This window comes from Neobacillus dielmonensis (assembly GCF_000612665.1).
Taxonomy (GTDB): Bacteria; Bacillota; Bacilli; order Bacillales; family Cytobacillaceae; genus Neobacillus; species Neobacillus dielmonensis.
This window is the reverse complement of sequence record NZ_HG942080.1, coordinates 40908-53499: the sequence shown is the minus strand read 5'-3', so window position 1 is coordinate 53499 and position 12592 is coordinate 40908. Positions and strand designations below refer to the sequence as shown.

Genomic DNA, 12592 nt, shown 5'->3' with positions numbered 1-12592 from the left:
GGATAGATGAAATGGGAATCAGCATTTGTGATGTTTCAAAGGCATTCAGCAGCTTTCCTGCCGTTAAAAATGTGGAGCTGGAAATACCGACAGGGGATTTTGTTGCCCTACTCGGGCCGTCGGGATCCGGGAAAACGACATTGTTACGGATGATTGCCGGTTTGGAAAGTCTGGATTCAGGAAAAATCTTGTTCAATGGCCTTGATTATACAAATAAAACAGTAAAAGAACGAAAAGTCGGGTTTGTTTTCCAGCATTATGCGCTGTTTCGCCATATGACGATTTTTGAAAATGTTGCTTTTGGTTTGAAGGTAAGGCCACGCCGGAATCGTCCCTCGAAAAGAGAAATAAAGGAAAAAGTCCATGAATTATTGAGGCTGGTCCAGCTGGAGCACTTGGTGGATCGCTACCCTTCCCAGCTTTCTGGAGGACAGCGCCAGCGGATTGCACTGGCACGGGCGCTGGCGGTTGAACCGGAAGTACTCCTTTTAGATGAACCGTTTGGCGCACTCGATGCCAAGGTGCGCCAGGAGCTGCGCCATTGGCTGCGGGAAATTCACCAGAAATTGAACATCACGACGGTGTTCGTAACCCACGACCAGGAAGAAGCACTAGAAATGGCTGATACGATTGTCGTCATGAACAAAGGGATGGTCGAGCAGATTGGATCTCCGGAAGAGGTTTATCACCATCCTGCCAATGCGTTTGTCTATAGCTTTCTAGGAAGAGTGAACGAAATAACAGGAAAAGCTTTGTCGGAAACGACTCTCAGGGTAACGGATTTGGAAAAGGGGACGGTAGGCTATATCAGGCCGCATGAGATTGTCCTGAAGAAGACTTCAGAAGGATTGGGGATGTTGGTTGAAGTGGTTCATATTCACTCCGTTGGGTCAACCGTGAGAATGCAATTAAAACGGAGGGATACTGACGACTTGTATGAGGCCGAACTGACCATAGAAACATACAAAGAATTAGGAGCCGTTTCAAAAGGAGACCTGCTACACGCCGAGTTTAACAATATAGTTGTTTTTGAAAATGAGCCTGGTACATCACATTCCTTGCAGGAACAAACAAAATTTACAGCCGCCTTTAACTAAGAGGCCAAGAGGGATTGCCCATACGGGAGCAGTCCCTCCTCTTATTTTAATAGACCTGTTGCATGCCCAGGTCCCAATAGAGTCATTTTTGCTAAAATGAGTGTCATTTCTTCTGAAGATTTTTGCATGCCGGTTTCTAGCCAATATTGGACGACGCCAACATGGGCAGAGCTGATATAGGATAGAAGGAACTCTTCAGGAACAAGCAAATCCTCTTGATTTACCTGGGATAAAAGGACCTGCCGCATCAGTGTCTTAATCATTTCTTTCAGTTTTACTTGGAATTTGGGGTCTCCCTTCGGTCCTAGCAGAGCTTTTAGAAAAGGGGCGGTTTCTTGGAAATAGTCAAAAAGTTTTACAATCACAGGAAACGGCTCATTTTGACTGGTAAGGGAGATGGCTACTTGCGGGTTTAGGTCTCGAACGATCTGCTCCAGGCTTGAAAAAAATTCCGCTTCACTTTTTTCCAATAAATCATATTTGTCCTGATAGTGCAGATAAAACGTTCCGCGATTGATCATCGCTTTATCAGTTATATCTTTTACAGTAATGGCATCAAAGCCTTTTTGTTCCATTAATTCCGTCAGTGTATCGCGAATGAGCCGCTTAGTGCGCATGACTCGTTTGTCATTTAGTTTTTTGGTCATGTTCCCCCTCCTTTATGCCCCATTATATTCGATAGGGCAGAGGATAATCAACGTTGTGTTGAGTATTGTTTTTTCCCCTGTTTGATTTGGAATATTTATCATATTTTTCGTCAATCATATTATCGTTGATTTTTGAACGATGAGAGGTGTTTAGCCTTTATGAACAATATCCAATTTATTGATATTTTTCATATCGAAGGGGTAGCGGCTATTCTGTTTTATTTTATGGTCTATTCGTTCTTTGGCTGGATGCTGGAAAACAGCTTTAACTTGGTAACAAAGGGAAAGTTTTTGAAAGACAATTTTTTATACGGTCCGTTTAAACCGATGTATGGGATTGCCCCATTACTATTGGTACTGCTTATCCGGCCGGGGCTCCACTGGGGGCTTGCTGTGCTGCTCTGCCTTGTCATCCCGACTGTAGTTGAATATATCAGCGGCACCCTGCTTGGGAAGTTGTTTAATCGACAATGGTGGGATTATTCAGATATGCCTCTGCAGCTGCATGGCCATATTTGTTTGCCGTACTCTGTTTGTTGGACATTGCTTTCCTTGCTGTTTGTAAAATGGATCCATCCGGCTGTTGCCTCCTTTTATTTGTCAGTTCACCCTTTTTGGACTTGGGTTTGGTCTGCAGTTGGTCTATATTTTCTTGCTGATCTGGCCTTAACGGTCAGAAGGCATGCTTCAACCATTCTAGTTGCTGAAGAAATTCAGCCAGATTAAGATGAAAAGCCGGAAAACTCCTTCAGAGAAAAAGAAGGAGTTTTATTTTTGGCAAAGAAATACTCTTTAGTATAGGTGAGCAGGGGAGGTCGTTTAATGAAATTGGTAGGTACCGGCATATATTTACGGTATTTAGAAGAGAAGGACGCAGAGGCTATTAGGGGTTTGTATTTAAGAAATCGGGACTTTTTCCAAAAATATTCCCCAAAAAGGCAGGAAGAGTATTATACTTTAGAACGCCGTTTAAGAGCAATCCAGTCTTCCATTGAAGGCAGAAAAGAGGATAAGGAGTATGCGTTTGGCATCTTTTTAAAGGAAACAGATGAATTAATTGGGGATATAGATATTACGGGGATAAGCAGAGATGTCCTGCAGAGCGGCTATATCGGCTATAGCCTTGACCAAAGGCATAATGGCAGGGGATATACAACCGAGGCTGTTATATTGTTAGTTCATTATGGGTTTAATCAGTTAAAATTACATCGTCTCATGGCTGGTGTCATGCCGGCCAATATTGGCTCGCAAAGGGTCTTGGAAAAAGCCGGTTTTCAAAAAGAAGGCATTGCCAGAAAAAATGTCAAAATCAATGGGACATGGGAAGACCATATTCAATTTTCCATTTTAGAGGAGGATATCTAGAACCTGTCATGAGCGGCAAATGGGGGAGTGTTGATACGGATACAGCAAAAAGACTAAACAAGATTACGACCTGCCGACTAATTTTAGCATCAGAATATAGGCTTGTTTGACGCTGGCATAGTGCACGCGAGCCGACTCATCAGGTGAGTCCAAGTAAGCAAAATTTAGCTTTTGGATGGTTGCCAGGGCATTCTTTACCTCCCACCGATTATGGCGGATTTCTCCACGAAACAGCAGATTCCCCATTGACGTAAACTAGTGATGGTTCAAGCAGCCAGTAATTCAACTCTCCAGGCTTAAGGCTAACTGGCAAAGTCATGATAGGCTGAACGGTTCCAGAGAATTTGCCGCTTCCTTACACTTGCTTACTATGAAAGGAAATCCCATCATGCCTCCGTGTCATCTCCATTTTTGCCAGTCGGTACGGAAGCGATATTGCCTTCGCTCCCAATACGGAAGGCAGATGGTTTGCATCGAATTCAAAAAAATACACCCCGCTTACTTCTCCATACTTTACATATGTTCAAACGTTTAATTGCAAATAGGAATTTAGCTGAGGAATCTCTGGAAGACAGTGAAAACGCTGATGCTGGCTGTACTCTAGAGGGCAGAACAGTGATCCACGCTCTTCCATTAAACAAATCCAATTTAAGACAGCGCGGCAGCAAGGGCTTAACCCTTTCAGGTCAACTTCCCAATAGCAAAACAAATAAATCTTCCCACGTTTTGTGTCATAATTCACTGCCGTTTTTTGTAAATTTCTTTCAAAATGATTGACAGTCAAACCACTGTTTGAATATTATATAATCAAACGAACATTTGAATGAAATGGGTGACCATATGAGCGAACGGGATGTATGCGAGGTAATTTGCGACAGCAGAGAGAAAACGGCCATTCTTAAGCAGCAGATTGACCAAAGCAAGAATATAGTGGAAGTAACCAAGCTTTTTAAGGCATTATCGGATGAAACGAGAATGAAGGTTGCCTATGCACTTACCCTTGAAAAAGAACTCTGTGTATGTGATGTGGCTGAAATTGTTGGGGCGTCAACAGCAACGACCTCGCACCATCTGCGGCATTTAAAAAGCCTTGGTCTCGCTAAATATAGAAAAGAAGGTAAACTTGTTTATTATTCCCTTGATGATGACCATGTAAAACAATTAATCCGCATTGCTTTTGCCCATCAAGAGGAATTGGTCAGCCGTGGCTGAAGGTTAACGGCAACTTAGAAAAAGGACCATTGACGGGTTCTCTTAGAAATACTTCTGATTATGGGGAAGGATATTCTTATAAAAAGATAAATAGCAGTTCAATAAACTGTCAGGCTCTTGGGGGGATAAAATTGGGACACCATCACCATCATGGCCATTCTCATGGCCATTCGCATAGTCATTCTCATACGGGGAATAAAAAAGCATTATTCAGCGCCTTCTTATTAATCGCAGCGTTTATGATAGTGGAAGTCATCGGGGGGCTGTTAACCAACAGCTTGGCCTTGCTTTCGGATGCCGGCCATATGCTCAGTGATGCCGTTGCACTTGGATTAAGCTTTTTTGCCATTAAGCTGGGCGAAAAAAAAGGCACCCAGGATAAAACGTACGGCTATAAGCGGTTTGAAATTATTGCTGCGGCACTAAATGGTCTAACACTAATTATTATTTCAATTTATATTTTTTATGAAGCTTTTCAGCGGTTTTTTGCTCCGCCGGAAATTCAAAGCACAGGGATGCTGTTGATTTCAATCACCGGGTTGATTGTGAATATAGTTGCCGCTTGGATTTTAATGCAGGGTGACAAAGAAGAAAATTTAAATGTCAGAAGTGCGTTTTTGCATGTGCTTGGCGATATGTTAGGGTCAGTCGGTGCGATTATCGCTGCGTTACTGATCATGTTTTTCGGCTGGGGGATTGCGGACCCGCTTGCCAGTATTATTGTGGCGGCCTTGATATTATTCAGCGGATTCCGTGTCACGAAAGACTCATTCCATATTTTAATGGAAGGCGCCCCGACCCAGATTGATGGCCACCAGGTCAAATTGGCGCTGGCCAAGATTCCCTTTGTGAAAGAAGTGCATGACCTGCACATCTGGACAATTACATCTGGATATCCGGTGTTGAGCTGTCATATCACGATATTGGATAATGGTGTCCATGATGAAATCCTTGCACAATCACAAAGAATTCTTCATGATGAGTTCGACATTGAACACAGCACCATTCAGGTTGAAAAAGAGGAAAATGGCTGTCCGAGTCCGCATGGGACGTGTAATTAAATAGTTTTAACAGGAGTGCATCGGGTTTAACTCGGTGCACTCCTGTTGTTTTGTCACTATGTTCAAATTTTTGCCACATGATTTTTAACATTATGTGAACATATTCACATAATCACCATTTCAACCGTAAAATGAGTTATATTCTATATGTGAAATCATTCAATAATTATTTTTGAAAGGGAGCGACCTTCAATGGTTAAATGGTTAAGAGAAAGTAAAGTTTCTTCAGTTATTTTATTAGTTTTTCGTTTAGTCTTGGGTTACACATTTATTTCAGCTGGTTATGGAAAGTTAACAGGCGGCGGCTTTGATGCATCAGGCTTCTTAAAAGGTGCAATCGCCAATCCGGTAAAAGGCCCTGAAGGGGATGTTTTATACGGATGGTATGTGACATTCTTAAAAGGTTTTGCGTTGCCGAATGTTGATATATTTAATACAATCGTCCCTATTGGCGAGTTTTTAATTGGACTTGGATTAATTCTTGGCTGCTTAACGACTGCAGCAGCATTCTTCGGACTAATGATGAACTTTGCCTTCTTCTTGGCAGGAACTGTTTCATCTAACCCGCAAGACATTTTCTTAGGCTTCTTCATCGTATTCAGCGGCTTTAATGCGGGTAAATACGGCTTAGACCGCTGGGTAATTCCTTTCATCCGCAAAACGGTGTTTAAGCAAAAAGCGAGTCCGGGTCAAACGGTTTAAATACTGAACACAACAAAGGGTGTCCCTTCTATGGTGGGGACACCCTTTTTAATTACTATTTAAAAATTAGTACTTTCCCAACCGTTCCATCGGCGCTTTCACCGACAACACGGAATTTTAATCCGAACTTCGGAACGTTGCGTCCCGCATCAATCAACCCCGGATTGCTGTAGTCAGTACTGTCATCAAACAGCGGGTTGCGCTGTGTAAAATTATCCTTCATCGTATATAGTCCAGGATAATCAAGGAACATCTTGTCTGTTTTGCTTAAACCAAAGGCAGCATCATGCAATTGATATCGTGATGAGCCAGTCGTTTTATCGCTCCAAGACAGCGCATGCTGGTCGGCATCAACGACTCCAAGAAATCCTTCACCAGGGTGGATGCCTGTCCAGTTATCATCGTAGGATTCATCGACATACCAGACGACTAAGCCTTTGTCATAGCTCATTAAACTGGCGCCGCGGCGGATGTGGGCCAATCCGGCATCGACACCGTTGTGGGATCTCCATTCTAATAAGTAATAACGTTGAGAATAGTACTTTCCAGTATCTTTCTTGAATCCGTCAAAAGTAAAGGCGGATGCACCTTCTGCATCATCACTTAGTACAGTTTTACCATCTGCAGTTAAAGCTATATCATCTACATAGAAACCAGGATAAGAGGCAGCTACGTCTGTCCAGTAGTTAAATCTTAAATCAATTTTTTGACCTGCATAAGCTGATAAATCAAAAGCTGCATCGACCCAGCCTTTGGAGTTACCAGTAATACCATTGCCAGGGTTTTGCTTATTAGGATCAGTTGTGGTAGTGATATTCCCAGGAATGGACTTCCAGTCTTCACCTTCTGTTTTGACTTGAACTGATGCATAATCCCAATCTTGTTCAATATCATACCAGGTTTTGAATTTAAATTCGGCAGTATGGACATTTGTAAGGTCTACCGTAGCGGTCATTGAATTATTCAGTTCATCGCCTTTGCCGCTAAAATATTCATAGGTGCCGCTTGAAGGGACATTGATGTTATTTTCTTTATCTGGTAAATCAACTCGAACTGCATCATTGTTAGTGCCCTTTGTGGCACCTTCATCAAGTAGAACCGTAGTACCTTGTTTGTTGATGTCACTGGCATTTAATGAAGAGCCTGTCAGCCAGTTTCCGCCATGTAAGCTTTGCAGCATTTGTCTAGCATATGGGCTAAACCCAGTTGGTTCGGTTCCAGGGACATCCCCAGCCCAGCTGCCGCTTGACATGATGGACCAGTACTCGATGGCTTCACCGGCACCGGTATATTGTGTGTCGTATTCATCTGGCAGACCCAAGTCATGGCCATATTCATGGGCAAATACGCCGGCTGCACCGTCTTCCGGTTCAATGGTGTAATCCCATGCACCTAACAGGCCGCCCCAACGGTCGCTGTTAGATGTAGCACCTGGTACTGCGACAGGTCCAGTAGATAGCTTGGAACGGTGCGACCAAATGGCATCGCCGCCAAGGGCACCTCCGCCTGCTTCTTCACCAACACCGGCATGGAGGACCATTAAATGGTCAATCAGGCCGTCTGGTTCGGCATAAACACCATCACCATCGTAGTCATCGCGATCCCAAACATCATACTCGCTTAAATCTACATTTGGATCTTGTGCAGCCTTTTTGAGGGCTTCGTATACTAGCGCTCGGGGTGCGATATCATTTCCATCTGGTGCAGGATCATTTGCCCCATAATAAGCCGCTTCATGGTCTGCTGTGTACCAGCCAGCAACTGTTCCCTCAACTGTATAGCTGCCTCCGGATTGCTGCTCATAGTATTGTTTCATAGAGACAAGATTTTCGCCGTTTGGACCTTTATATCCATTTTTTCCAAAAATCATATCCTGGAAATGATCATGAGTGTAATCCTCATACCACATGTCGGTTTCATCTTTAGTGATTGAGCTTTTTGGATAGTCAGGAAAATCAATTGCTAGAACAAGGACCTTATCGGTACGAACATCACCTTTATATGTCTCTTTACTTACAGAATCAACCGTATCTTTCTTGGCTTGTCCCAATTTATTACCGCTGCCATTCTTAAGCCCGTTAGAAATAGCTTTTCCATTACTGCTATCAATTTTTAACGAGGATGGGATTTGATCTTTTGTTTTAGTAGATTTTGCTTTCGCATTTAAATAATTTTTCAATGCCTTCTCAGCTTCTGCCGGGCTCGCATTTTTTGCTAGTTTTCCTTCACGCTTCAGCATGTCTATTAATCTTTCATCATTAGCGATGCCTAAATCAGCAGTCACACCATATTTGATTGTAGGCGCAGCTGCTTTCACGTTAGGTGCCGCTGCTGCCACATTGAACAATCCGACCCCTAACGATAAGGTTAATGCACCAGAAAGAATCTTCCTTTTCCTCATAAAGCTCCCCCTTGTCAATTAAATAACTCAGTATGAAAAAAAGCTTTTTTTCGCCTCCTTGGAAATTAGTATAGAGAGGATGCTAGGTTGACTAGAATATTTAGCATCCCTAAATGTTTAATCTAATGATATAGCCATATTTGAAAATTGTAAATATTACAAATTCTTTTCAACAAAAATAGTAAAATAGTAACAAAATTCTTGGAAATCTTCGTATTTTCAACAGAAAATGTGCACAATTCGATCGAAACAATAATTGTAACGATGTTTCAAGAATAATGGTTATACGATGAAACATTGCTAAATATACTCGAAATAGGACTATTAGGGGACAGTCCCTCACCCTATTAACGCTTTAACAAGCTGAGGGACAGTCCCCCACTGTTGTAACGTATTAACGTGTTGGGGGACAGTCCCTAAAATTTTTAAGGAGGCCCACGATTTTATGGGAAAAATGGGGAAGGCGTGGTTGGTAGGGGTTTTTGTGTTTATTTTAATGTTTGCGGCGGCCTGTTCTAAAGATACGGACAAGACGGACATGTCAGATAGTGGATCGAAGGGGAACGATAAGACGGAGGGAACAGTCAGTTTAACGATTGGAAGTTGGAGAACCGAGGATACGGCGAATTATGAGAAGGTTACTGCTGCTTTTAATAAGAAGTATCCAAATATCAAAGTTGAATTTAAGCCATCGAAAAATACAGAATACAATACCATTCTTAACACTGCCCTGCAAAGCGGTGAAGGCCCAGATATTATCCACTTACGGCCATATGCACCCGGAATTGCGCTGGCAGATGCCGGTTACCTTGAGCCACTAGATGATGTAAAAGGCCTAGATGTCTTCCCGGATGCTGCCCTTCAGGCTTCAAAAGGCTCTGATGGCAAACAATATGGCGTGCCGGTTAATATGAGCACCACCCAGATGTTTTATAACAAGAAAATTTTTAAAGATTTGAACCTAAAGGAACCAAAAACATGGGATGAATTTATTGCATTAAATGAAACTATCAAAAAGAAAGGCATTATTCCAATTGCTATAGGAACGAAAGAAGGCTGGTTATTATCCGCCGCTCATGGAATCATTGGGCCAGCCCACTATGGAGCGAATGATTTTGTCGATAAAATTACCAAAGGGCAAACCAATTTTACCAGCGAAGAATTTGTGAATTCCATTAAGGCTATGGAGCAATTAAAGAAATACTTCCCAGACAATTCCGAGGGGCTTGGCATGGATGATATCAGGACTTTATTTGCCACAGGCCAGGCAGCGATGTTTCCGATGGGAAGCTGGGAAATTGAAGTGGTTCGCGGGTTGAATCCGGATATTGAGATCGGTTACTTCCCAATGCCTTCCGCTATAGGTAAAGAACCAACTATCACGGCATGGGTAGACGGATCGTTCGCGGTGAATGCGAAATCCAAGCATAAAGAAGAAGCGAAAAAGTTCATGGAGTTTTTAACCACCAAAGAGTTCGGCGAGCTGTTTACCAACGAATTTAAAATGATCAGTGCAATGCCTGGCGTGAAGTCAAAAGACGAATTAGTCACAAGCTTAAGTGAAGCGGTGGAAAAAATCTCTACTCCCTATATGATGGTGGTTTACTTCGCCGGCGGAAACCCGACAACCAAAGTAACATTAGAAACAGAACTTCAAGGAATGTACTTAGGAAAACAAACCCCTGAAGGTGTCGCCAAAAAAGTACAGGAAAGCGCAGATACTTGGTTTAAGCCTGTACAATAAATTTTTAAAAAGAAGTAGGTGGCGGAGAATATGCAGACGATGCTACAACCTAATACTACCAAGCAGAAAAGGTTAAAAAAACGGAAGAGGTGGGGAATTCACCTCTTCCCGATTCCCGCCCTTGCCATCTATGGACTATTCATTGTTTACCCGCAATTGGCAGCACTCACCTATAGTTTCTATGATTGGAAGGGGATTAAGAGGGGTGTCTTTATCGGTCTGGATAACTATAAAAACCTGTTTACCCAGGAGCCATTTAGCGGCTATTTTTGGAATTCCTTTGGCCATAATGTTTTGTATTTTGCCGTGCAGATGATAGTGCAAAATGGGTTGGCCTTTCTGTTGGCCTTTATCATTTACCAAAAAATTCGCGGCGCTGAGTTTTTTAAAATTGCTTATTTTCTACCCAGACTCTTGTCAGTTATCGTGGTGGGGTTTTTATGGAAGCTGATTTTAAACCCTAATTATGGGGCTTTAAATGTAATCTTCGGTGCATTTGGCTTGGAAAACCTCAAAAAAGCCTGGTTGGGAGACCCAGATACAGCGTTGATGGCAATCATTCTAGTAAACTGCTGGTTTGGGTTAGGTTTTGCCGTGTTAATCTTTTTGGCAGGGTTTCAAGCGATTCCGAGAGATTTGCTGGAAGCAGCCACATTAGACGGAGCGAAGGGCTTGATGATGCTTAGAAGAATCATGCTGCCGCTCATGATGCCCTCAATTATGATTATGACGGTGCTGACGTTTATTCAGTCTTTCGAGGCTTTTGAACTGGTCTATGCGATGCAAGGTTCACAAGGTGAGCCTTATCACGCGACTGATACACTGGCTGTGTTCTTCTATCGCTTGGCGTTTGGCGGAGGTACGGGTGATTCAACGGCAATTGGCCTTGGATCAGCGCTTGCGGTCCTGCTATTCTTGTTTATCTCGGTCATTACAGCATTTTATTTAAGATATATGCAGAAAAAACAAGTAGACATGTAGGGGGGATGAAAGTGAAAACGACTATCTGGATGAAGCCATTCTATTATGTTATTGCTTTCGTATTTGCCTCTATTAGTCTATATCCAATTGTTTTAATGATTTTGTCTTCTTTTAAACCGAGTATGGAAATTTTTATGCACCCGCTCGCACTTCCAAAGGAATTTAGTATGGAAACGTTTAAGAAGCTGTTAGAGCAAGTTCCGTTTATGACCTATTTTTCTAACAGCGTGTTTGTCAGTGTAGTTTCTGTATTGCTAACTTTAATCACGACTTCTTTGGCTGCTTTCTATATTGCCAGATATACCTTTTGGTGGAATCATATCATGTTTTTTATCTTTTTAATGGGGATGATGATCCCTATTAAGCTCGGAATTGTTCCTCTCTTTATTTTAATGAAAAATCTAGGGTTAACCAATTCGTTGTGGTCGCTGATTTTGATGTACACGGCAACAGGGATTCCGTTATCGATATTAATTTTAACAGGATTTTTCCGAACGATTCCTAGGGAACTTGAAGAAGCCGCCCGGATGGATGGGGCCGGTGATTTGCGAATTTTATGGAATGTTGTGTTGCCATTAATGCGTCCTGCTCTGGGAACAGTAATGATCATTAATTTTATTCAATCCTGGAATGATTTCTTCTTTCCATTAATCTTTATTACCGATGAATTGAAAAAAACGATTCCAGTGGGCATGATGTCATTGTTCGGTGAGTATTCGGCTGATTGGGGCGCATTGTTTGCCGGATTGACCTTGTCGTCACTGCCAATGATTGTATTGTTTTTTATCGCCTCCAAACAATTTATGGAAGGGCTGACGGCTGGCGCTGTTAAATAATCCTTCATCCCGTGAGCTTGGGCTTGCGGTCTTTTTATGTTTATCAAAATTTGAATGGAGCGATTAGACTTTTTTGTTGCAATTTTGTGTATATCTTTCTAGAATTAATTAACGAAAAGTTATAAAAATGAGGTGTACCATTTGGATATGGTAATCAAATATTTATCAGCGTTGATTTTACCAGGCATATTGGTTATGCTGTTTGCCCGCGTAACCTATAACCGCTTGATTGGACTCGTCTTAACGGTTGCCCTGATTGCGGCTTCTGTATATAAAGGATACACGAATGCATTTCCTCTAATTGTAGTTGATGCTTTTTCATTAACAGCCGGTTTCTGGCTGGCTGCCAAAATGAAACCAAAACCCGTTAGCAACAAATAACTTCTAAAACAGTCTGTCTACTTAGCACAGGCTGTTTGTTTTTTTTAGGACACAATTGGCTTCCGGTGAATTGGAGAGAAATCGTTACAGCATTAATGCCCGAGCAGGAGAAAAAGGAGGGTGAGTGGTCACTAAGAAGTGATCTAAATGCCCGAGCAGGAGAAA

Annotated in this window: 14 protein-coding genes; 11 read left to right on the top strand and 3 right to left on the bottom strand. The window is 42.2% G+C overall.

What is annotated here, in order from left to right; translation table 11 throughout:
• The first annotated feature begins 11 nt into the window (after window positions 1-11).
• Entirely contained in the window at window positions 12-1097 is a 1086-nt protein-coding gene (locus BN2425_RS19435; protein WP_042462993.1) for a sulfate/molybdate ABC transporter ATP-binding protein, read from the top strand.
• A 41-nt stretch (window positions 1098-1138) separates the two neighbouring features.
• On the opposite strand, the gene BN2425_RS19430 is transcribed toward BN2425_RS19435, so the two are convergent.
• Complete coding sequence (locus BN2425_RS19430) at window positions 1139-1744, bottom strand: TetR/AcrR family transcriptional regulator (RefSeq protein WP_042462991.1); 606 nt, start codon at window positions 1742-1744, stop codon at window positions 1139-1141.
• 159 nt (window positions 1745-1903) lie between these two features.
• Between BN2425_RS19430 and BN2425_RS19425 the strand changes: the two genes are divergently transcribed.
• Both BN2425_RS19425 and BN2425_RS19420 read left to right on the top strand, forming a co-directional pair.
• The gene (locus BN2425_RS19425) at window positions 1904-2470 is read left to right on the top strand and encodes a putative ABC transporter permease (RefSeq protein WP_042462988.1); all 567 of its coding nucleotides are present in this window, start codon (window positions 1904-1906) and stop codon (window positions 2468-2470) included.
• 96 nt (window positions 2471-2566) lie between these two features.
• Window positions 2567-3109, top strand: coding sequence for a GNAT family N-acetyltransferase (locus BN2425_RS19420; RefSeq protein ID WP_042462986.1), 543 nt, complete (start codon window positions 2567-2569; stop codon window positions 3107-3109).
• Window positions 3110-3464: 355 nt separating this feature from the next.
• On the opposite strand, the gene BN2425_RS23600 is transcribed toward BN2425_RS19420, so the two are convergent.
• The gene (locus tag BN2425_RS23600) at window positions 3465-3602 is read right to left on the bottom strand and encodes a DUF2071 domain-containing protein (RefSeq protein ID WP_081798142.1); all 138 of its coding nucleotides are present in this window, start codon (window positions 3600-3602) and stop codon (window positions 3465-3467) included.
• Here BN2425_RS23600 and BN2425_RS23630 point away from each other — a divergent pair.
• The 4 genes from BN2425_RS23630 to BN2425_RS19395 all read left to right on the top strand — a co-directional run bounded on the left by BN2425_RS23630 (window position 3578) and on the right by BN2425_RS19395 (window position 6084).
• Complete coding sequence (locus tag BN2425_RS23630) at window positions 3578-3886, top strand: hypothetical protein (protein WP_235714693.1); 309 nt, start codon at window positions 3578-3580, stop codon at window positions 3884-3886. The genes BN2425_RS23600 and BN2425_RS23630 overlap by 25 nt on opposite strands.
• A gap of 63 nt (window positions 3887-3949) precedes the next feature.
• The gene (locus tag BN2425_RS19405; protein ID WP_042462984.1) at window positions 3950-4321 is read left to right on the top strand and encodes an ArsR/SmtB family transcription factor; all 372 of its coding nucleotides are present in this window, start codon (window positions 3950-3952) and stop codon (window positions 4319-4321) included.
• Window positions 4322-4452: 131 nt separating this feature from the next.
• Entirely contained in the window at window positions 4453-5382 is a 930-nt protein-coding gene (locus BN2425_RS19400) for a cation diffusion facilitator family transporter (RefSeq protein WP_042462982.1), read from the top strand.
• 192 nt (window positions 5383-5574) lie between these two features.
• Window positions 5575-6084: a DoxX family protein gene (locus BN2425_RS19395; RefSeq protein WP_042462980.1), complete on the top strand. Its 510-nt coding sequence runs from the start codon at window positions 5575-5577 to the stop codon at window positions 6082-6084.
• A 55-nt stretch (window positions 6085-6139) separates the two neighbouring features.
• On the opposite strand, the gene BN2425_RS19390 is transcribed toward BN2425_RS19395, so the two are convergent.
• Window positions 6140-8485, bottom strand: a complete 2346-nt coding sequence (locus BN2425_RS19390; protein ID WP_042462977.1) for an immune inhibitor A domain-containing protein — start codon at window positions 8483-8485, stop codon at window positions 6140-6142.
• A 445-nt stretch (window positions 8486-8930) separates the two neighbouring features.
• Here BN2425_RS19390 and BN2425_RS19385 point away from each other — a divergent pair, with 445 nt between their 5' ends.
• From BN2425_RS19385 to BN2425_RS19370, 4 genes are all read left to right on the top strand, one after another.
• Window positions 8931-10229 carry an ABC transporter substrate-binding protein gene (locus BN2425_RS19385; protein ID WP_042462975.1) on the top strand — a complete coding sequence of 433 codons (1299 nt, stop codon included), beginning with the start codon at window positions 8931-8933 and terminating at the stop codon, window positions 10227-10229.
• Between the two features lie 30 nt (window positions 10230-10259).
• Window positions 10260-11210, top strand: a complete 951-nt coding sequence (locus BN2425_RS19380; RefSeq protein ID WP_235714692.1) for a carbohydrate ABC transporter permease — start codon at window positions 10260-10262, stop codon at window positions 11208-11210.
• 11 nt (window positions 11211-11221) lie between these two features.
• Entirely contained in the window at window positions 11222-12046 is an 825-nt protein-coding gene (locus tag BN2425_RS19375) for a carbohydrate ABC transporter permease (RefSeq protein WP_042462972.1), read from the top strand.
• Between the two features lie 147 nt (window positions 12047-12193).
• The gene (locus tag BN2425_RS19370; RefSeq protein WP_042463082.1) at window positions 12194-12427 is read left to right on the top strand and encodes a CsbA family protein; all 234 of its coding nucleotides are present in this window, start codon (window positions 12194-12196) and stop codon (window positions 12425-12427) included.
• Window positions 12428-12592: the final 165 nt, after the last annotated feature.

Excerpts from the sequence above, each read along its gene's own strand:
- BN2425_RS19435 (WP_042462993.1), top strand. The coding sequence starts at position 12 with ATGGGAATCAGCATTTGTGATGTTTCAAAGGCATTCAGCAGCTTTCCT.
- BN2425_RS19430 (WP_042462991.1), bottom strand. The coding sequence starts at position 1,744 with ATGACCAAAAAACTAAATGACAAACGAGTCATGCGCACTAAGCGGCTC.
- BN2425_RS19425 (WP_042462988.1), top strand. The coding sequence starts at position 1,904 with ATGAACAATATCCAATTTATTGATATTTTTCATATCGAAGGGGTAGCG.
- BN2425_RS19420 (WP_042462986.1), top strand. The coding sequence starts at position 2,567 with ATGAAATTGGTAGGTACCGGCATATATTTACGGTATTTAGAAGAGAAG.
- BN2425_RS19405 (WP_042462984.1), top strand. The coding sequence starts at position 3,950 with ATGAGCGAACGGGATGTATGCGAGGTAATTTGCGACAGCAGAGAGAAA.
- BN2425_RS19395 (WP_042462980.1), top strand. The coding sequence starts at position 5,575 with ATGGTTAAATGGTTAAGAGAAAGTAAAGTTTCTTCAGTTATTTTATTA.
- BN2425_RS19390 (WP_042462977.1), bottom strand. The coding sequence starts at position 8,485 with ATGAGGAAAAGGAAGATTCTTTCTGGTGCATTAACCTTATCGTTAGGG.
- BN2425_RS19385 (WP_042462975.1), top strand. The coding sequence starts at position 8,931 with ATGGGAAAAATGGGGAAGGCGTGGTTGGTAGGGGTTTTTGTGTTTATT.
- BN2425_RS19380 (WP_235714692.1), top strand. The coding sequence starts at position 10,260 with ATGCAGACGATGCTACAACCTAATACTACCAAGCAGAAAAGGTTAAAA.
- BN2425_RS19370 (WP_042463082.1), top strand. The coding sequence starts at position 12,194 with ATGGTAATCAAATATTTATCAGCGTTGATTTTACCAGGCATATTGGTT.